Raw genomic sequence first — 18,278 nt, 5'->3', positions numbered from 1 at the left:
CATGTCTACCCCCAACATCCACGGCATCATCGGTTACACCATCACGCCCTTTTCCGCCGACGGCCAAAGCTTGGACCTGGATGCACTGGGCCAGTCCATCGACCGCTTGATCGACAGCGGCGTCCACGCCATCGCGCCCTTGGGCAGCACCGGCGAAGGCGCCTACCTGAGCGATGCGGAGTGGGACCAGGTCAGCGCGTTCAGCATTGCCCGCGTCGCCGGCCGCGTGCCGACGGTGGTCAGCGTGTCTGACCTGACCACCGCCAAGGCGGTACGCCGCGCGCGTTTTGCCCAGACCCATGGCGCCGATGTGGTGATGGTGTTGCCGGCCTCTTACTGGAAGCTGAGCGAGGCGGAAATCCTTGCGCACTACCAGGCCATCGGCGCCAGCATCGACCTGCCCATCATGCTTTACAACAACCCTGCCACCAGCGGCATCGACATGTCGGTGGAGCTGATCCTGCGGATTTTCAACGCCGTGGAGAACGTCACCATGGTCAAGGAAAGCACCGGCGACATTCAGCGCATGCACAAGCTGCAACTGCTCGGCGAAGGCCAGGTGCCGTTCTACAACGGCTGCAACCCACTGGCGCTGGAAGCTTTCGCGGCTGGAGCCAAGGGCTGGTGCACCGCCGCGCCGAACCTTATCCCGCAGCTCAACCTCGACCTGTACGCAGCCGTGTTGGCCAACGACCTGAACCAGGCCCGGGCGTTGTTCTATCGTCAATTGCCACTGCTGGATTTCATCCTCAAGGGAGGCTTGCCCGCCACCATCAAGGCCGGTTTGCGCACCCTCGGCCTGGAGGTCGGCGACCCGCGCCTGCCGGTCTTCCCACTCGACGAGGCGCGCAATAGCCAACTGCAGACGATGTTGAAGCAACTGCGCTGATCCGCCCACGGCGCCCCTTGCGACCGGACCTGGACGCCAACCTGTTCGGCCGCAATTGCCATGTGGGACCTGGCCGCGCCGCGGACGTCGGCCTATTCTGACGCTGCCCCTCTTCCGCAGGCATGCCCCCATGATCCAATGCAAACGAGCCTATGAAGCAGCGAGCGCTGAGGATGGCGTGCGGGTTTTGGTGGACCGTCTATGGCCGCGTAATTGTCGCAAGGACGAACTCCCCATTGCGCAGTGGCTGCCGGAGGTTGCGCCGTCCCATGAGTTGCGCAAGGCGTTCAAGGCCGGGGCTGTTTCGTTCGAGCAGTTCAAAGTGGCCTATCGCAAGGAGTTGGCTGCGCGGCCGCAGTGTTGGTGGCCGTTGGTGGACATTGCCCAGGGTGGCAATCTCACCTTGGTGTATGCGGCCAAATCCACGCTGGAAAACAATGCCGTGGTGTTGGCCGAATGGCTGGAGGATGAGGTGGAAAAGCGCGCAGAGGGGAGTTCGCCGGTTTGCTATCGATCTGAATTCCCCGGCCACTGAAGTGGGCTGAATTCGATGCCGGTCAGTGGGCTGCTGCTCCTTGGAACTCACCGAATTCATCCTCGTGATCAAACTCCAACAGATAGCTCTCGGTTACATGTCCGCCGGGAGCGACGTAGCTCGCCAGCAGCGCGTGCAGGTCGTTGCATAGATCGGTCCGCGATTGATAGGCGCCGACACCGTAGTTGGGATCGAAGAGTCTCCCCGTCTGGCCCTCGTCAAAGGACGCGGCGATGGCATGGCCACCACCGCCCTGCGGGCCATCGACGTAGTAGAAGGAAATAATGAAGTGATGGGCCCCGGGCTGCTGGAGAATGTCGAGGATGATGTGGCTGGCGACGCCGTCGGTATAGCTCATTACTCTGGTGGGAGCGCGCCTGATGATCGACTCGGCAGTGTCCTCCAGTGCCATGCGCACGCCGAGAATCATATTGGCAGTCAGCCCCTGCTGAGCGTCGGCGATCTCCTCCTTTCTGGCCTGCAACGCGGCGAAACAGTCATAGGGCGCACCGATCTCGACCCAGAGTGTACTGAAGCCGAAGCACACACCCAGGCCATCCCCGCCAAACCAGGGAATCCCGCCGCCGAATAGAGTGCCCTGCCCTTCCCATCTTCTGTTCTGGTGTGCTCGGGGGAAGGTGAACATGGGGGCTTTCTCCTTGGGGGGTGATGGTTCTTGTCAACGGTAGACGAGGGGTAAGCTGGGCGCCATTTTCCTGGGACATTTGGGTGGATGGTTTTGGGGCTGCTGCGCAGCCCAGCGGGAGCAAGCTCCCTCGCCACAGGGTCGACAATGTCCTCTGTCCAAACAGGTTGGGGTTGCCGGAGGTAAGTGGGTGGCTTGTGACGTGGGTGGCGTACTTTTTTGTGGGGTGCGGCTAAGATGGCGCAGAGGCGAAATCACAAGGAAGGCTGGCGTGATGCAATCCCGTTTTGATCCGTTGGTTCATATCGATTGGAAAACACCCGGCGGCGAGTTGCTTGGGCTGCTGCAGCATTACTATCCCAATATCGGTGTGTTTTCCGGGCCGGAATTCGAGGCGCTGTTGGATGAGCTTTCCAACGAAATGCCCGAGGTCTGTTTCGAGGCGTTGGCGACTGTGTTGGCGCGTCACGGTTTCGACCTGTGGAACCTGGACGCTGGTGGCGATGATTACCGACCGGTGATATTCCCGGCCGATCAGCGCGAGGCGTTTGCACAACACTGGCGGGCACAGAACCCAGAGCCAGGCTACACGCCGACGTTGATCGAGCCGCCGAAGCCTGTCGCCGTCGAGCGCAAAAAAACCAAAGCCAAACGCAGCAAGTTGAACTGGTTGCAGGAAGTCCACGACTATCCCGGGCCCACTTATGTGCATGAATACAACTACCGCAACGGTTGGGCCGCCATCACCGAGCAGGACGAAGACCGGTGGCTGTGCTTTCTGATCGATTACAACCCATGGCCGCCCGCTGAGCAGGACATGCTCGAACACCGCACCGATGCTGTGGACGGCGCAGACCTGCAGCTCATCGATGCCAATGCCCAGCGCAGCCTGTGGAAGCGTCGGGTAAAAAGCGGCGCTTACAGCTCGGATGACCGCTACCAATACGAGATTCGCCAAGGTGATGACATCCAACGTTTCGGACCCGCCGGGATGGAGTGGTCGGAGTTTGAAGATCCCTGCGTGGTGGTCGATTCAGAGATATTCGAACGTCAGCGTATTTACGAACCCGAGCATTTGACCCGGATCTGGCGGCTCACGGCAGACTCCAGCGAGGTCATTTTCGAATACTCGGATGAACTGACAATCCTGCCCATCGGCCCGCGCCGTTTGCTGTTCATGCAGCACAACGGCCCGTGCTGCTGGGTCTGGAATCAAGACCTCGCGCACCCGGCCACTGCCGCCAAGCCGATGCCGGCTGACGCCTATAAACTGCGGGCGGCGACCGCGTACCTGGGGGGTGACGAGGTCCTGCTGTTCAGCGAAGGCGAGCGGCAGAACCTTGAGCACTCCGGTTATCAGGAGACGATGCTGCTGGCGTGGCGCTTCAACTTCGTGACTGGCGCTACGACGAAGGCGCTGTTGGACGGCTTTGGCAGTGAGCTGCGCCAGGACACGCGCCTGCTGGTTACGCAGCCCAAGCAGGTCATCACGTTGCGCACATTTCATGGACAGTTGCATGTTGCCCGGGGACATGGGGACTGGTGGGTGTGGAATTACCGGACGAATACGTTCGGCACGCAGACCTTGGCCTGGTTTTGGAATCAGCGCAGCAATGAGGTGGTGAAGCTGTCTTCCAAGGATATTGCGCGGGTCAAGCCGGAGATTCGTTACCTGGCGGCGCAGGATCGGTATTTGGCGTTTGAGGCGGAGTTTGTGGCGCGGTTGCCGGGGTTTGCGCAGATGGTTGAGGCCAAGGGATGTGAGGTTTTGGTCTTTGAGTGAGGGGGCTTTGCTGCACTCAGAAACACTGCCCCGCTACGGTGTTTCGAAAGTATGAGCCATTGTGGCGAGGGAGCAAGCCCCTTCGCCACAGGTTTGCTTAAATGCACAGCACGCCGCGAAACCCTCGCGCCGCGTAATACGACTGCACACCATTGTGGTAAACGAACACCCGCTCATAACGATAGTCACCGAACAGCGCACCGCCGAGGGCGCGAAGTTCAGGGGGTGTTGCCAACCAACTGGACGTTTTGGCATCAAACTCGCCGAGCTGCTGCAGGGCTCGGTACTGGTCTTCCGTCAGCAGGGCGATGCCCATTTCTTCGGCCATTTCGATGGCACTGCCTTGGGGCTTGTTCTCCTTGCGTGCGTCCAGGGCGGCGCGGTCGTAGCAGAGGCTTCGGCGACCGGTTGGGCTTTCTTTGGCGCAATCGCAGAAGGTGATAAGGCCGGTTCCTTCGTCGTGGCCGATCACGTCGGGTTCGCCGCCGGTGGCCTCCATTGCCTGGAGCGACTTCAGGGCGTTAGGGTTGCTTTCCAGCTTGGCCTGGACGTCGGCCCAGAGGATGTCCGGGTGGCGATGTGGGTTCTGGTCGAAGCGGGTTTCCAGGGTTTGGAGAAGGTCTTGTCTTTTCATGGTTTTGGGTCCGTTGCTGGTCGGTTCCAAATTCTGGCAGTACCAGCGTAGCAACCCATTGAAGCATGAGGTCACGAACCATGATGCGCGGCGACGCTCAACCCGTTTTTCTCCTGCATTTGCGTCCAGTCAACCTCGACCGGGACAGCGGCGTTTGCATACGTTTCTTTGAGGACATGCTGCTCTGCGCGTTTGGTTCCGCACAAAAACTGCACGACCCGGATGGCACACAGCGTTACCTTCAATCTCTCCAAGAAAAAGCAGCCGAGCTTCCTGGCAGCATTGTCCATGCCTGGGATGAAACACAGATCGTGGGCCAGATAGAAATGTCACGGCTGAAGGCAGAACCTGCGGTGGGCTACATCCATTTTTTCTACCTCACCCCTGAGTGGCGATCACGCGGTGCCGGGAAGTTGCTGCTGGCCTACGCCACCGACTTTTTTGCAGGGCTGGGATGTGAACGGATGAGGTTGTCTGTGAGCGAAACGAACCAGAGGGCGGCGCGGTTTTATAGGCACTATGGTTGGATTGATATCGGGGCCAGGCAAGATAAGCCGGAACTGCGTTTGCGGTTGATGGAAAAGGCCATTGGCCTCATGCAGGTATGATCAAGGCTATTCATCTGGGGCGTTTCCAAACCTTGCCCAGTTGATAAAAACCAATAATCCCCCTACCCGGAGCAAAAAGGATGACGTCTCTCGACCGTGCAGTGCTTGAAGATCTGGCCCCAAAAGGAGTGCTGCGTGCCGCGATCAATTTCGGTAACCCCGTGTTGGCTCAACAGGGTCCGGACGGCTCCCCCCAAGGGGTGTCGGTAGCTTTGGCCAAGGCACTGGCCCAGGAGCTGGGTGCCCAGTTGGAGATGGTCACTTTCGATGCCGCCGGCAAAGTGTTTGCAGCGCTGGATCAGGATGTGTGGGACGTCGCGTTCCTGGCCATTGAGCCTGTGCGCGAAGAGCAGATTGCGTTCAGCGAACCTTACGTCATTATCGAAGGGACTTATTTGGTGGCAGCTGATTCGGGCTATCAGCACGTCCAGGATCTCGACCAACCGGGACTAAAACTCGCCGTTGGCCAAGGCGCTGCGTACGACCTTTTTCTTTCTCGCACGTTGGAACATGCACAACTCGAACGCGCTGCGACCTCTGCGGCTGCGGTAGACCTGTACATCGAAAAATCCCTGGATGCGGCAGCCGGTGTGAGGCAGCCGCTGGAGAAAGTGGCGGCCAACAACCCGGCATACCGCGTGCTCGCCGACGCTTTCACTTCCATCAGGCAAGCCATGGCGGTTCCAAGGGCCCATGAAGCCGGCGCGGCCTACGTCAGGGATTTCGTCGAGCGAAAGAAAGCGGACGGTTTCGTGCGTGCGGCTTTGATCGACAGCGGCCAGGCGGACGTGACTGTCGCGCCTTTAGCCTGAGAAAAACGTCGCGCAGCCCGCTGATTCGCAGCAGGCTGAAGTCCATTCGTGGGGCGACATCCCAGCGTTGTCCGCTATGGTGAAGGAACCCCTTGGCCCTGCCACTACTGAACACAGGAGGCCTGTATGAGGAACTTCACGATTCAACGTATTGACCACATCGTCCTGCGCGTAAAAGACATCGAGCGCAGCCTCGCTTTCTATACGTCCGTGCTCGGTTGCGAGCTCAAGAAGCGCCGGGACGATCTGGGCATGATCCACCTCAGCACCGGTGTTTCGATGATCGATCTGGTGGCTGTCGACGGGCCGCTTGGTCGCCAGGGTGGGCCGGCGGCTGGCAAGCAAGGGCACAACGTCGACCACCTCTGCCTGCGTATCGAGCCGTTTGATGAACAAGCCCTCCTCGCTCATTTGGCCTCCGCCGGCCTGAGTGTTGAGAAAGCGCAGATGCGGTATGGCGCGGAGGGTAAAGGTTGGTCGATCTACTGCTTCGATCCGGATGGTAATCAGATCGAGCTGAAGGGGCCGGCGCTGGAGCCCTGAGCTTTAACCTGGCGGGAACTGCAGGGCACAAAACCTGTAAACCCTGCGATCAAAAACTGTGGGAGATTCTATGTTGCAGGGGAACCCTGCAACCGTGAATTTGGTTGGTATTCGCTCTGATTTTTCATCAGGGCGAATGCTACCCGACACAACTTGCGTGCGAGGATAACCAAGGCCTGAGTTCTGGCCAGGCCTCGTGCCAAGAAGGCCTCATAGTAAGGCTTCCAGGCAGGAGACCGACAGGCCGCCATCGCGGCGTTGTGCGCCAAGCGTCGTAGCTCCCCGTCCCCTTTTTTGCTCAAGTGACGAGGACTGTGCTTCTTCCCTGAATCTTTTGGGCGCAAATCCATCCCCAAGAAAGCAATGAATGCATCGCCACTGACGAAGTGACCGCGCATGAATGCGGTCGCCAAGCCAATGGCCGTCAGTTCACCAATCCCTTCAATGGCTTTGCAGCGGTTGATGTTTTCAGTGATCCCTGCCGCTTGGCTGGCCTCACGCATTAGTTTCTGAATGGCCTGGTCGGACTCTTTGAAGACCTCCAGCTGCCGGGCCAAGATGTCCTTCAGACGTGGTTCGTTCGAAAAACTCAGCACGATACTGACGCGGGCCTTGATGAGTGCCGCACGTTTTCTAAGCAGGTTCTTTAACACTTTGTAGGCTTCTGGAGGTGGGCTCCAGATACGCAGCCTTGCTTGCTCGTTCGTTAGATAGCGAGCCAGCAAACGCGCATCACAAGGATCAGTTTTAGCCCGCAGACCAATACTTTCACGGTAATGGGCCACCCGATAAGGATCCACAACGTAAACATGAAACCCCATTCCATGGGCCAGCTCAGCTGTGTCCAGGTGATAAAAGCTGGTGGCTTCCAGCGCAATCGAGCTTTGGGCTGGTAGCGTTTTGAGCCACCGGCCAAGAGCTTCGCGATTGTTGTCGATGGCTTGAGTGATTTTCAGGTCTTCGCGGTAAACGACGATTTCGGCCTTCGCTACATCGATACCAATAACCGTTGGTGAGTTAAGGATTGTCATGACGAATCCTCGGAGCTAGGGTTTAGGTGCTTGTCGGGGTCTACCTTTGCGCTGGCTTGCCTCTATCGTCGGTTTTACCGATGAATTCCTTATCGGCGCTTTAGGTAGAAAGGGCGGAACGAGAAGTCTCCCACGGTCCGTACTGGCTAGAGTCGGAATCGAGCTTTTAGTCCCGCCCACCCCTTCAAGTCTAAACATACAAGCGAGCTTGCTCGCGATAGCGGTCTGTCTGGGACGGTGATGCTGGCTGTGCCATCGTCATCGCGAGCAAGCTCGCTCCTACAGGGGCTGTGGCTGTCTAACCCATTGCTACGTTTGCTCGGGCACAACTGTCGCGCCGGGCAATATCACCACATCACTGCGTTGCGTGACGATGCAGACATGTGAATGCTCCGGCCACTGGCCCAGGCGCGTACCGCTCAAGCCACTGGGGCACAGCAGCAGAACATCCCCAAGCGAGAAGAGTGGAAAGGCTTCTACAACCGGGAGGTCCCGGCTCACGTCCACCGTTCCCCAGCTCGCCGCATCAAAGTCTTTGACCTCAAAATTCTTCAACAACCGATATTTGAGTGGAGTCGTCTCGCGCACCCCCATCATCCCCGCCGCCTTGAACACTACGGTAGAACTCGCGCCTGGATAGATGGCGACAACTACCAAGGTCACTAGCAATGCCGATCCGAACGACAACAGCCCTCGGGCGACAATATGTTTTTTACTCACAAAGAAGATCAAGGCCGGCAAGAACAACAAGACCACCGCCACCATGGAAATGACCATCAGCGTGGTGATGGCTTCCGGAGTGTCTTTACCCGTGTACGACTTCAGCAATATCAACATCGGGTACACGGCGGCGAAAACGGCGACCATCAAAATAAAGTAGGCAAAAAACAAAACACCTGCCTGATGCCACCAAACCCCAAGGCCTTTGAGGTTGTTAAAGAGGGACACCAACTTCAAGGCCATTCGGATTTTTTTTGATTTCAACGATAAGCCCAAGACCGCACTCATGCCTGAAAGGATGACAAAGGCGACAATCCAATGGTCGACCAGAGGTGCCTGGAACGCGAAGGCCACAATAATCAACGAGCCCACGACCGCCGCCCAGAAAAACCATCGGGCAACCGCTGGCCTGAGGTTCGGTGTTTGGTTGAAAAAGGACACGGCTAACGCATAGAACAAGGTGGTGACACACATCACCACCATGTAAAGAAACAGGACAAAGGCAACCACGCCCATCCACGGAAGCAGCGCAGATAGTTTCTTATCGAACACCAATGGCAAAAGGTCGATTCGATCGATCGCCTTCGCATACGTCATCAGGATTGCAAAACTGACCACCGCACTGATTAACGCACCCAGACTGCCTATCAGGCCCCAGTGCTCGGCCATCAGTTTCAGCGCGGCATAGATATCCTGTTGGAACGAAACGCGCTTGTGTTTCTCGTCCTTGGTACCAACTTCCTGCTCCATTACCTATCCTTATCCATTCCCAATTAAACGATAACGAGAGACGCTGATTGATGCCTCAATCAATGCACTCATCCAGAAAGACACTATCGACTTACTGTTGGTGAACTTTAGCCAAGGGGAACCCAGGCACGCTCCACTGGAGTCGGCTCGCGAAGGCAGTCTGCCTGAAATGGAGATGTTGAATGTGCCGCCGTCATCGCGAGCAAGCTCGCTCCCACAGGGGGCTGTGGCGGGCTCAAGTTCTGTGGAGGTTACTGCGCCGTCAACTCAACCACACCCCGAATCCGCTGCAGCATGTTGATCAAGTGCAACCGCATCGACGCCCGTGCAGCTTCCGCATCACGCCGCGCCAGCGCTGCATAGATCTGCTCGCGCTCGCGAATCACCAACGCCCGATTTTCAACCGTGACAGCAGGTCCGGCCTGTTGGATAACCGCGATCAACGCACTCCCCACATGAGCCATGGCATCGATAAAGAAGCTGTTGCCGGTGCACTGGGCAATCTGCAGATGAAATTCGAAATCCACCCGGGCGCTTTCGTCATCCGTTGCCTCGAAAGCGTTCGCCGCATCCAGCGCCTCACGCATCGCCTGCAACTGTTCCGGCGTGGAACGTTGCGCGGCAATGCCGGCCGCTTCCACTTCCAGGCTCAGGCGCAGTTCGATCACCGCTAGAGCGTCGTACGCGCCGCCCTTTACATGCTTGCTGCCCTGGAAATCCCCCGGGCGAGCGGTGTCGACCACGAAGGTGCCGATGCCGTGGCGGGTTTCGACCAAGCCTTCGGCCTGGAGCCGCGACATGGCTTCGCGAACCACCGTCCGACTGACGCCGCGTTCCTTGATGATCACCTGTTCGGTAGGCAGTTTGCTGCCTGCGGGCAGTTCGCCGGCCAGTATCTGCTGCGTCAGGTCGACCACCAGTTGCTGGGTCATGCTCAGGCGTCGATCGGTTGTGACACGGTCCATTGCACCTATCCATTAAAGCCAGACGATCGCGGCATTATAGCCGCGACCTTGCGCCGAAACGCACTATAATGCCCGCTGATCACCCAAGAGCAAGCCGATGACGGATCAAGCGTTATCTCCACTGAACAAGCCGCGCCGCCTCGCCGAAACACTGGTCGACCGCTTTGCCCAGCGCATGCGTGAAGGCGTTCTCAAGCGCGGCGAAAAGCTTCCCACCGAAGTGCACATCATGGAAGCCGAAGGCGTCAGTCGTTCGGTGGTGCGTGAGGCGCTGTCGCGCTTGCAGGCGGCGGGGCTGGTGGAGACGCGGCATGGCGTCGGCACCTTTGTCCTGGACATGCCGGCACCGGAGGGTTTCACCCTGGGGCCGGCGACGATTGCCACCTTGTCGGATGTACTCAACCTGCTGGAGTTTCGCCTGAGCCTGGAAGTCCAGGCCGCTGGCATGGCCGCCGAGCGCGCAACGCCTGAAGCCCTGGCCGAACTGGCCCAGGCGCTGGAGGCGTTGCTGCAAGGTCCGGAAAAGTCCGGCACCACCATCAATGCCGATTTCCAGTTCCACCTGAAAATCGCCAAGGCGGCCGGCAATTACTACCTGATCGACATCATGAAGCACCTGGGTACGAAGCTGATCCCGCGTACGCGCATGAACTCCGCTTACTCCGGGCAAAGTGATCGCAGCGCTTACTTGCAAGGAATCAACGCCGAACATCAGCAGATCTTCGACGCCATCGCCAGTGGTCATGTCGATGCAGCGCGGGCGGCCATGTACTTGCATTTGAGTAATAGCCGCATGCGCCTGTGTGAAACCCAACAACGCCAGGCTTTTTACAACGAATAAATGCCCACAACTTAGAAGAAGCTGTACTTAACACCGACACGCAACCGCAACTGGCGATCACTGTCGACCGAGTTGACTTTAATATCACCCACTTCAAAGAACGGCGCCCAGCGTTTGTCCCACTGGTATTTGACCACGGCATTCTGTTCATAGTCGTCGGTACCGCCGTTATAGCGAATGTAGTCGGCATCGAAGTAAGTCAATTGATATTCATAGGCCCACGGTCCTTGAGGACCATAGTTGATATAAACATCGTAACGGTTGACCTTCTGATCGTCCTGCCCATTATGCGGCACGTCACGGTCGATCTGGTCGCGGTCAAGCTTGGCTGAATCAAAACGGTAGCGCCCGGCGATGCTCAGCTCTTTGGTCACGCGGTAACCCAGGCGCAGGCCCAGTTTGTAGGTGGTGGATTCCTCATCGCTGTCCAGGGCCAGCGAAGGCGTCAGCGTCCAGCGGTCATTGATCTTGTGCTGGTAGTTGACAGTGAATTCATGGCCGCTGCCGACGGTATTGTCGAAGGCGACGTCTTGCCGGTCACCGGCGGTCTTGTATTTGAGTTCACCTTCCAGGCCCACGCCATTGTCCAGCCGAATACCAAACTTGGCACGGTCGGCGTGCATGCGGGTTTTTTCCGCATATTGATGGCGAACGTTGATATAGCCGGTATCGGCCTGGGCAACAACCGATGTGAACAACGAAGCGACAGAAACTACTACGAGTGTCTTTTTCATGTTTTTTATTCTTGTTGGTTGAATAGTAAGTTGGGTTAAACGCCAAATCACAGGCGAGCGCGTGCGCGGCATTGAAACCTGCGGTTCAACGTCTGTTTCGGGTTAAAACAAGTGCAACAAACTCATCACTTCAGACAGCAATAGGTATTCGCTGTATGTCGCGGCTGGCCTGCACCAGCAAACGGGTATACGCGTGCGTGGCGCCGTCGCTCGCCAGAAGTTGACTGTCGAGCGTCTCCACCACCCTGCCCTGCTGCATCACCGCGACCCGATCGCACAAGTGCGCCACCACCGCCAGATCGTGGGTCACCATCAGGTAGGTCAGCCCTTCCTGGCGGCGCAAGTCGGCCAGCAGGTTGAGGATTTCCGCCTGCACCGAGACATCCAGCGCCGAGGTCGGCTCGTCCAGCAACAGCACCCGGGGACGCAGGATCAGCGCACGGGCGATCGCCACACGCTGGCGCTGGCCACCGGATAACTGGTGCGGGTATCGGAAGCGGAAGCTGTCATTCAGGCCGACCTTGCGCAGGATCTCGCTGACCTTCTGCGCACGCCCCTCGATGCCGTGAATGCGCAGCGGCTCCTGCAACGCGGCATCGACGGTGTAGCGCGGATGCAACGAGGCATACGGGTCCTGGAACACCATCTGCACGGTGCGGTAGTGGTTCAGTGGCAAGTTGCGGGTCACGGCTTGGCCGGCGACCCGCAGTTGCCCGGTCCAATGCTGGTACTGCCCGGCCAGGCAGCGCAGGACGGTGGTCTTGCCCGAACCGGACTCCCCCACCAGGCCGAATGCCTGGCCTTCGGCAACGCTCAAATCGACGTCGTGCAGTACCGCGTTCAGTGCCGCGCCGGTGCCAAAACAGAGGTTCAGGCCGGCGATTTCGATCATGCTCATGACAGGCTCCTCAAGCATTCAACCACTGTGGGTCACGCTGCAACACCGGCAAGGTGGCGCGCCGATGATCCAGGCTGGGCAGTGCGGCCAACAGGCCACGAGTGTAGGGATGACTGGCTTGGTCCAGGTCGGCGGCGGCAATCGACTCGACCACGCGGCCGGCGTACATCACCAGCACGCGGTCACAGAAATGTCGCACCAGGTTCAAATCGTGGCTGATGAAAATCAGCCCCAGGTCGCGCTCGCTGACCAACTCCTCCAACACGTTGAGCACCTGGCGGCGCACCGAAACATCGAGGGCCGAGGTCGGTTCGTCAGCGATGATCACCTGAGGGTCGGTGATGACCATCATGGCGATCATGATCCGCTGGCCCATGCCGCCCGAAACTTCATGGGGGTACAGGTCGTAGACCCGCCGGGGGTCACGAATGTGCACCTTGGCGAGCATGTCCAGGGCGCGCTCGCGGGCTTCGCGATGGGGCACTCTGTGATGGGCCAGATAGGCCTCGGCGATTTGTTCACCGACCCGCACCACCGGGTTCAGCGAGTATTTGGGGTCTTGCATGATCATCGACATGCGCGCACCGCGAATCGCCTGGATCTGCTTCTCGCTGGCAGCCAACAGGTCGATATCGGCGAAGCGCAAGGTCTTGGCAGTGACCCGCGCCGTCGGTGGATGCAGACGCAAAAGGCTGCGGCCCACGGTGGATTTGCCCGAGCCGGATTCACCGACAATGGCGAGTTTTTCCCGGCCCAGGGTGAACGACACATCACGCACGGCCAGGGAAGTTTTGCCGGCGTTGCGAAATTCCACACACAGGTCCTGCACGGCAAGTTTTATCTCAGTCATGGGGCTGCTCCTCAGGATTGGCTGCGCGGGTCGAGGACGTCGCGCAAGCCGTCGCCCAACAGGTTGAAGGCCAGGCTGACCAGCATGATCGCCGCACCGGGCGCCGCCACCAGCCACCAGCTTTCGAGCATGTAGCGCCGCCCGGTGGAGATCATCGCGCCCCACTCCGGCAACGGTGCCTGGGCGCCGAGGCCGAGAAAACCCAGGGCGGCGGCGGTGAGGATGATGCTCGCCATGTTCATGGTCAGGCGGATGATCACCGACGACAGGCACATCGGAATGATGTGCCGCAGGATGACCCGGGTACTCGACGCGCCCTGAAGCTGCACCGCGACGACGAAGTCAGCGTTGCGCAACGGCAGGGTTTCGGCGCGGGCGAGCCGGGCAATCGGCGGCCATGCGGTGAGTGCGATGGCGATCACCGCGTGCTCCAGTCCCGGGCCGAGGGCGGCGATGAACGCCAACGCCAGGACCAGGCTGGGGAACGAGATGAAGATGTCGGTGATGCGCATGAACAGGCTGTCGACCCAACCGCCGAAGTAGCCGGACACCGTTCCGACCAGCAGGCCGATGGGGCCGACAATCACCGTCACCAGCAAGACGATGTACAGCGTGATGCGCGAGCCATACACCAGCCGGGCGAAGACATCGCGACCGTATTCGTCAGTGCCGAACCAGTGCGCGCTGCTCGGCGCCTGCAACGCGCCGGCAAGGTTCTGCAACAGCGGATCGTGGCCAGCGATCCAAGGCGCGAAAGCCGCCACCAGCATCAGGGTCGAGACGACGACCAGGCCGGCGAAGGTCATCGGGTTACGCAGTAAAAAACGCAGCAGGCGCAAAGCGCTGGCGGCCATCGCTGCGGTACTGGAAGCGGGCAGCGCGGTGGCGCCGGATGCGCTGGAAGCCAGGGGCAGGTTCATTAGCGAGTCCTCGGGTCGAAGATCTTGTACAGCGCGTCGCTGATCAGGTTCAGCGTCACGAAGATGAGGCCGATCAACAGCACGCAGGCCATCACCGCGTTCATGTCACCGAGCAGCAAACTGCTGGTCAGGTACTGGCCAAAGCCCGGCCAGGCAAACACGGTTTCGATCAACACCGCGCCCTCCAGCAGGCCACCGTAGGCCAGCGCGACGATGGTCAACAGCTGCACGCGGATGTTGCCGAAGGCGTGGCCCCAGACAATGCGCCGCTGGGACAAACCCTTGACCCGGGCGGTGATGATGTATTCCTGGGACAGTTGCTCGAGCATGAAGCTGCGGGTCATGCGGCTGATGTAGGCCACCGAATTGAAACTGAGGATCACCGCCGGCAGCAGGATGTGGCGCAACGCACTGCGAAAGGCCTCCCAGTCGCCGGACCAGGCGGTGTCGATCAACAACAGCCCGGTGTGTTTCGGGATCAGCCCGTCATAGGCCAGGCCGATGCGCCCGACGCCACCGGCCCAACCTAGCCAGGCGTAGAACACCAGGAAAGCCATCATGCCGATCCAGAAAATCGGCGTGGAATAACCAAACAGGGTGATCAGTCGGGCGATATGGTCCCCGGCGCGGCCTTGGTGGGTCGCGGCGTAGACACCCAGCGGCAGGCCCGCCAGCACACCGAACAGAATGGCCAGGGTGGCCAGTTCCAAAGTGGCCGGGAAAACCCGGGCGATGTCGGTGATGACCGGGTTGCCGGTCAGCAGGGCCATGCCGAAGTCACCGTGCAGCAGGTCGCCTAAGTAGATCGCGAACTGGGTCCACAACGGTTTATCCAGGCCCAGTTCTTTGTACACCTGGGCATAGGCCGAGGCGTCGGCGTCCGGGCCGACGATGGCCAGCACCGGGTCCAGGGGCATGACGCGACCGATGAAAAAGGTCAGCAGCAGCAACCCCAGCAGCGTCACCGCCACCGAGCCGCCGCGCCGGGTCGCCGAAGCAGCCCGGGTGGTCCAGATTGAAAAGGATGCAGTCGACATGTTCTTTCCTGCCTTGGCCCTGGGGCCGTCGATTTCAGCGCTGCTTGTAGACGTCCCGAAGACGCGTGGTGGCGGCGGTGTGGCCGATGTAGTTGCGCACATCCGCATGGATCACCACTTCGTCGACCATCTGTGAGACCGGCATGATCGCCCCGGCCTGTTGGTCGTAAAGGGTCTGGATCTGCGCGTAGATTTCGCGCTGGCGCTCAGGGTCACGCTCGCGCTCGGCCTGCTCGATCAGTTGATTGAGCTGCGGGTTGAAGAACGAGGTGCGCCAGCCCTGGAAGTTGCTCAGCTTGGCTTCGGTGCGGTTGTCCGGGTTGTAGACCAGGGCCCGCAGGCTCGAATGCGGATGACGCTCCGCCCCGCCACCGCCACGACCGACGAGGATGTCGAACTGGCGGTCGCGCATCGCCCCGTAGATCTGGTTGCCGGTGCCGGTGATGATCGTCGCCTCGATACCCGCCTGGGCCAGTGTCGCTTGCAGGCTGGTGGCGATGTTGATGAACGGCGGATCGGTCAGCGAACGGATGCTCACCTTGAAGCCCTCGGCGTGCCCCGCCGCTGCCAGCAGCCGTTTGGCCTCGGCCACGTCCAGGCGATAACCCGGATCGTCCAGGCGCGCCGGCAGCCCCAGTTGCAAGGGCCGCTGATTGATCACGCCGTAGTGCGGCATCACCACATCATTGATGCCCTGGTAGTCGATCAGCAGGCGGATGGCCTGGCGTACGCGGATGTCCTGGAACAACGGTTGCTGCATGCTCATCGCCACGTAGTACAGCGTGCCGCGGGCGATGCTCTGGATGCGCACCTCATCGACCTTGCCCAGAGCCTTGATGTCGGTGGCGGCCATGCCTCGGGCGACGTCCAGGTCACCGCGCTCGACCATCAGACGCAGCGCCTGGGACTCGGTCATGTTGCGCATGATCACCCGGCGCAACTTCGCAGGACCGCGCCAATAGTCGTCATGACGACTCATCAGAATCACGTCGTTGGCCCGCCAGATGTCGAGCTTGAAGGCGCCGGAGCCCGCCGTGTGGGTCGCCAGCCACGCCGCGCCCTGATCGTCGCCGACCTGATGTTGCAAGGCGACGCTGCGATCAATGATGAAGGCACTGGGAGAGGTCGCCAGGGTGTTGAGCACCAGCATCGGATCGGTGCTGCGCGGCAGCTCCATGACAAAGGTGTGCGGCCCTTCGGCGCGCATCAGCTGGACGACGTTGTCGGCGGTGAAACCGTAGGCTTTCCAGGTCGAAGCCAGGGCGCGGTTGAGGGTGACCACCCGCTGCAGCGACCAGGCGACGTCTTGGGCGGTGAGCGCTGCGCCGGAGTGAAAACGCACGTCGTCGCGCAACTGGAAGGTCAGGCGCATGCGGTCGGGGCTGATTTCCCAGGTTTTCGCCAGGGCGGGGATCAGCCTGTCCGGCTGCGCCGCGTCCTGCTCCAGGAGCATGTCATAGACGTTGGCGTTGACTTCGGCGACCTCCAGACCCGTCGCCGCAGCGGGGTCCAGGGACAGCAGGTTGATCATGCTCATGCCCACCACCAATTGGTCGGCGGGCGTTTCGCCCTGAGCCAGGCTGATGGGCACTTGCACTGTGCACAGGGCCACGGCGACACACAGCAGCCTGGTCAGGCGCTTGGGCCAGAGTTTCATGGTTCAGTCCTTTCTTATATTTATAAAGACTTGGTCGTCCGGGCAGTTATCCGCCTCGGACGTGATGCGCGATCAATGTCGAGACAAGGTATTGGCCTCGATATACGCGAAGTTGATGTCCTCGCCCAACCCTGGCCGATCCGAGAGGTGCACAAAACCGTCGGCGTCCATCGGGTCGACGATGCTATTGAGGTGCGCCGGGACTTCTTCGTAGTCAAGGAACGGGTGCAGCAGGCCACGCTCGTACCAGCGGCAGTTGCTGATCGCCCCGACCACCGCCAGGTTCGCCGCGCCATTGCCATGGACTTCGCAATCCATGCCGAACGACTCCGCCAGGTGCGCCACCTTCAGGCACGGCCCGATACCGCCGACCCCGGCCACACCCGCGCGCAGGATGTCACAGGATTTTTGTGTCACCCAACTGGCGCGGCTGTGAAACTTGCCGGCGATGCTTTCCGGGCCCAGCACAGGGATGTCCAGGTTGGCCGCGAGCCAGGCATAGGACTCTGCGGAGTCTTCCATCATCGGCTCTTCGAACCAAGCAAAATCCAGCTGCTCCAGGGCCTTGCCGATGGTCAGTGCGTCCATGCGGCTGTACCAGTGGTAACCGTCGAGCATCAACGCGATGTTGGGACCGACCGCCTCACGTACGGCGGCGCAGGCCTGGATGTCCATTTGCGGATTCGGCGCGAAGGAAATCGGCGGCATCCAGGTGTGCAGCTTGATGGCCTTGTAACCGCGCTGGACCAGCTTCTCGGCGAACTGAGCGTACTCGTCCGGCGTGGACAAGCCGCCTGGCAGGTCATCGCCGCACATCGTCGAGCCGTACGCCGGAACCTTGTCGCGATAACCGCCAATCAACTTGTGCACCGGCAATTTTAGCGTGCGTCCGGCCAAGTCCCACAACGCCTGCTCCACCAGCGCCAGCGCCCGGTCGGTGAACTGCCCGGCACTGCCGCGCTGCCAGTGCGCCAGGTCTTGCCAGATGCTTTCGCGGTCCATCGGATCGCGACCGATCAGCACTTTGCGCACGAACGATTCAATGATGTGCGGACGAATCAACTCAGGCGGGCCAAAGGCATAACCCTCGGAGCCATCGTCGCAACCGATTCGCAGCAAAGCCATCTTGATCATGACCTCATCGCCTGGATGAGCATGGCCGGCGCTGTCCTGGGCACGGCGCGAAGGGGTGGCAAAAACTTCGACGTGAACGCCTGTGATTCTCATAGGAAGGAGCACCATATCTTGTTATTAATTTGTATGTCGTCATACAACGTGCCGGATTATTCTGACGTTTGCGGCGAGCTGTCAACCCCGGATACGCAATAAAACTTGCGTAATCTTGGGTGCATCTGAGGAAAGGCTATTATTTTCTCGAAGGACAACCAACAATGTCGTCATACCACGCGACATAAAAGCGATACC

19 protein-coding genes are annotated in these 18,278 nt (G+C 59.8%); 7 read left to right on the top strand and 12 right to left on the bottom strand.

Annotated elements, in window-relative coordinates:
- The first annotated feature begins 1 nt into the window (after position 1).
- Entirely contained in the window at positions 2-889 is an 888-nt protein-coding gene (locus EPZ47_RS05075; protein ID WP_135843806.1) for a dihydrodipicolinate synthase family protein, read from the top strand.
- A 130-nt stretch (positions 890-1,019) separates the two neighbouring features.
- Positions 1,020-1,424 carry a DUF488 domain-containing protein gene (locus EPZ47_RS05070; RefSeq protein WP_135843805.1) on the top strand — a complete coding sequence of 135 codons (405 nt, stop codon included), beginning with the start codon at positions 1,020-1,022 and terminating at the stop codon, positions 1,422-1,424.
- A gap of 22 nt (positions 1,425-1,446) precedes the next feature.
- Here EPZ47_RS05070 and EPZ47_RS05065 read toward each other — a convergent pair whose 3' ends face one another.
- Positions 1,447-2,070, bottom strand: a complete 624-nt coding sequence (locus EPZ47_RS05065) for a YopT-type cysteine protease domain-containing protein (protein ID WP_135843804.1) — start codon at positions 2,068-2,070, stop codon at positions 1,447-1,449.
- 274 nt (positions 2,071-2,344) lie between these two features.
- Here EPZ47_RS05065 and EPZ47_RS05060 point away from each other — a divergent pair, with 274 nt between their 5' ends.
- Entirely contained in the window at positions 2,345-3,853 is a 1,509-nt protein-coding gene (locus tag EPZ47_RS05060; protein WP_135847952.1) for a DUF6630 family protein, read from the top strand.
- 97 nt (positions 3,854-3,950) lie between these two features.
- Here the strand turns inward: EPZ47_RS05060 and EPZ47_RS05055 are convergent, their stop codons facing one another.
- A complete protein-coding gene (locus EPZ47_RS05055; protein WP_135843803.1) occupies positions 3,951-4,487 on the bottom strand; it encodes a DUF4256 domain-containing protein in 537 nt (178 codons plus the stop codon).
- A gap of 80 nt (positions 4,488-4,567) precedes the next feature.
- Here EPZ47_RS05055 and EPZ47_RS05050 point away from each other — a divergent pair, with 80 nt between their 5' ends.
- The 3 genes from EPZ47_RS05050 to EPZ47_RS05040 all read left to right on the top strand — a co-directional run bounded on the left by EPZ47_RS05050 (position 4,568) and on the right by EPZ47_RS05040 (position 6,450).
- Positions 4,568-5,095, top strand: a complete 528-nt coding sequence (locus tag EPZ47_RS05050) for a GNAT family N-acetyltransferase (RefSeq protein ID WP_178084235.1) — start codon at positions 4,568-4,570, stop codon at positions 5,093-5,095.
- Between the two features lie 80 nt (positions 5,096-5,175).
- On the top strand, positions 5,176-5,907 hold the full coding sequence (locus EPZ47_RS05045) for a transporter substrate-binding domain-containing protein (protein WP_135843802.1): 732 nt from the start codon (positions 5,176-5,178) through the stop codon (positions 5,905-5,907).
- 126 nt (positions 5,908-6,033) lie between these two features.
- Entirely contained in the window at positions 6,034-6,450 is a 417-nt protein-coding gene (locus tag EPZ47_RS05040) for a VOC family protein (RefSeq protein WP_135843801.1), read from the top strand.
- Between the two features lie 68 nt (positions 6,451-6,518).
- Here EPZ47_RS05040 and EPZ47_RS05035 read toward each other — a convergent pair whose 3' ends face one another.
- From EPZ47_RS05035 to EPZ47_RS05025, 3 genes are all read right to left on the bottom strand, one after another.
- Entirely contained in the window at positions 6,519-7,481 is a 963-nt protein-coding gene (locus tag EPZ47_RS05035; protein WP_135843800.1) for an IS110 family transposase, read from the bottom strand.
- Positions 7,482-7,790: 309 nt separating this feature from the next.
- Positions 7,791-8,951, bottom strand: coding sequence for a hypothetical protein (locus tag EPZ47_RS05030; protein WP_135843799.1), 1,161 nt, complete (start codon positions 8,949-8,951; stop codon positions 7,791-7,793).
- A gap of 251 nt (positions 8,952-9,202) precedes the next feature.
- Positions 9,203-9,916 carry a FadR/GntR family transcriptional regulator gene (locus EPZ47_RS05025; protein WP_135843798.1) on the bottom strand — a complete coding sequence of 238 codons (714 nt, stop codon included), beginning with the start codon at positions 9,914-9,916 and terminating at the stop codon, positions 9,203-9,205.
- A gap of 97 nt (positions 9,917-10,013) precedes the next feature.
- Here EPZ47_RS05025 and EPZ47_RS05020 point away from each other — a divergent pair, with 97 nt between their 5' ends.
- Positions 10,014-10,757 (top strand): FadR/GntR family transcriptional regulator, encoded by a 744-nt coding sequence (locus EPZ47_RS05020; RefSeq protein WP_135843797.1) that lies wholly within the window; start codon positions 10,014-10,016, stop codon positions 10,755-10,757.
- An 11-nt stretch (positions 10,758-10,768) separates the two neighbouring features.
- Here the strand turns inward: EPZ47_RS05020 and EPZ47_RS05015 are convergent, their stop codons facing one another.
- The 7 genes from EPZ47_RS05015 to EPZ47_RS04985 form a co-directional block, all read right to left on the bottom strand.
- Positions 10,769-11,491 (bottom strand): oligogalacturonate-specific porin KdgM family protein, encoded by a 723-nt coding sequence (locus tag EPZ47_RS05015; RefSeq protein WP_135843796.1) that lies wholly within the window; start codon positions 11,489-11,491, stop codon positions 10,769-10,771.
- A gap of 130 nt (positions 11,492-11,621) precedes the next feature.
- Positions 11,622-12,389, bottom strand: coding sequence for an ABC transporter ATP-binding protein (locus EPZ47_RS05010; protein ID WP_135843795.1), 768 nt, complete (start codon positions 12,387-12,389; stop codon positions 11,622-11,624).
- Between the two features lie 10 nt (positions 12,390-12,399).
- A complete protein-coding gene (locus EPZ47_RS05005) occupies positions 12,400-13,239 on the bottom strand; it encodes an ABC transporter ATP-binding protein (protein WP_135843794.1) in 840 nt (279 codons plus the stop codon).
- An 11-nt stretch (positions 13,240-13,250) separates the two neighbouring features.
- Positions 13,251-14,159, bottom strand: coding sequence for an ABC transporter permease (locus EPZ47_RS05000; RefSeq protein ID WP_135843793.1), 909 nt, complete (start codon positions 14,157-14,159; stop codon positions 13,251-13,253).
- Positions 14,159-15,196, bottom strand: coding sequence for an ABC transporter permease (locus EPZ47_RS04995; protein ID WP_135843792.1), 1,038 nt, complete (start codon positions 15,194-15,196; stop codon positions 14,159-14,161). Before EPZ47_RS04995 ends, EPZ47_RS05000 begins: the two co-directional genes overlap by 1 nt.
- A 34-nt stretch (positions 15,197-15,230) precedes the next feature.
- Positions 15,231-16,853 (bottom strand): ABC transporter substrate-binding protein, encoded by a 1,623-nt coding sequence (locus EPZ47_RS04990; RefSeq protein WP_135843791.1) that lies wholly within the window; start codon positions 16,851-16,853, stop codon positions 15,231-15,233.
- 72 nt (positions 16,854-16,925) lie between these two features.
- On the bottom strand, positions 16,926-18,080 hold the full coding sequence (locus tag EPZ47_RS04985) for a mandelate racemase family protein (protein ID WP_178084234.1): 1,155 nt from the start codon (positions 18,078-18,080) through the stop codon (positions 16,926-16,928).
- Positions 18,081-18,278: the final 198 nt, after the last annotated feature.

The organism is Pseudomonas viciae (assembly GCF_004786035.1).
GTDB classification, from domain to species: Bacteria; Pseudomonadota; Gammaproteobacteria; order Pseudomonadales; family Pseudomonadaceae; genus Aquipseudomonas; species Aquipseudomonas viciae.
This window is presented reverse-complemented; position numbering and strand designations above follow the sequence as displayed.

Excerpts from the sequence above, each read along its gene's own strand:
- EPZ47_RS05075 (WP_135843806.1), top strand. The coding sequence starts at position 2 with ATGTCTACCCCCAACATCCACGGCATCATCGGTTACACCATCACGCCC.
- EPZ47_RS05070 (WP_135843805.1), top strand. The coding sequence starts at position 1,020 with ATGATCCAATGCAAACGAGCCTATGAAGCAGCGAGCGCTGAGGATGGC.
- EPZ47_RS05065 (WP_135843804.1), bottom strand. The coding sequence starts at position 2,070 with ATGTTCACCTTCCCCCGAGCACACCAGAACAGAAGATGGGAAGGGCAG.
- EPZ47_RS05060 (WP_135847952.1), top strand. The coding sequence starts at position 2,345 with ATGCAATCCCGTTTTGATCCGTTGGTTCATATCGATTGGAAAACACCC.
- EPZ47_RS05055 (WP_135843803.1), bottom strand. The coding sequence starts at position 4,487 with ATGAAAAGACAAGACCTTCTCCAAACCCTGGAAACCCGCTTCGACCAG.
- EPZ47_RS05050 (WP_178084235.1), top strand. The coding sequence starts at position 4,568 with ATGATGCGCGGCGACGCTCAACCCGTTTTTCTCCTGCATTTGCGTCCA.
- EPZ47_RS05045 (WP_135843802.1), top strand. The coding sequence starts at position 5,176 with ATGACGTCTCTCGACCGTGCAGTGCTTGAAGATCTGGCCCCAAAAGGA.
- EPZ47_RS05040 (WP_135843801.1), top strand. The coding sequence starts at position 6,034 with ATGAGGAACTTCACGATTCAACGTATTGACCACATCGTCCTGCGCGTA.
- EPZ47_RS05035 (WP_135843800.1), bottom strand. The coding sequence starts at position 7,481 with ATGACAATCCTTAACTCACCAACGGTTATTGGTATCGATGTAGCGAAG.
- EPZ47_RS05030 (WP_135843799.1), bottom strand. The coding sequence starts at position 8,951 with ATGGAGCAGGAAGTTGGTACCAAGGACGAGAAACACAAGCGCGTTTCG.
- EPZ47_RS05025 (WP_135843798.1), bottom strand. The coding sequence starts at position 9,916 with ATGGACCGTGTCACAACCGATCGACGCCTGAGCATGACCCAGCAACTG.
- EPZ47_RS05020 (WP_135843797.1), top strand. The coding sequence starts at position 10,014 with ATGACGGATCAAGCGTTATCTCCACTGAACAAGCCGCGCCGCCTCGCC.
- EPZ47_RS05015 (WP_135843796.1), bottom strand. The coding sequence starts at position 11,491 with ATGAAAAAGACACTCGTAGTAGTTTCTGTCGCTTCGTTGTTCACATCG.
- EPZ47_RS05010 (WP_135843795.1), bottom strand. The coding sequence starts at position 12,389 with ATGAGCATGATCGAAATCGCCGGCCTGAACCTCTGTTTTGGCACCGGC.
- EPZ47_RS05005 (WP_135843794.1), bottom strand. The coding sequence starts at position 13,239 with ATGACTGAGATAAAACTTGCCGTGCAGGACCTGTGTGTGGAATTTCGC.
- EPZ47_RS05000 (WP_135843793.1), bottom strand. The coding sequence starts at position 14,159 with ATGAACCTGCCCCTGGCTTCCAGCGCATCCGGCGCCACCGCGCTGCCC.
- EPZ47_RS04995 (WP_135843792.1), bottom strand. The coding sequence starts at position 15,196 with ATGTCGACTGCATCCTTTTCAATCTGGACCACCCGGGCTGCTTCGGCG.
- EPZ47_RS04990 (WP_135843791.1), bottom strand. The coding sequence starts at position 16,853 with ATGAAACTCTGGCCCAAGCGCCTGACCAGGCTGCTGTGTGTCGCCGTG.
- EPZ47_RS04985 (WP_178084234.1), bottom strand. The coding sequence starts at position 18,080 with ATGAGAATCACAGGCGTTCACGTCGAAGTTTTTGCCACCCCTTCGCGC.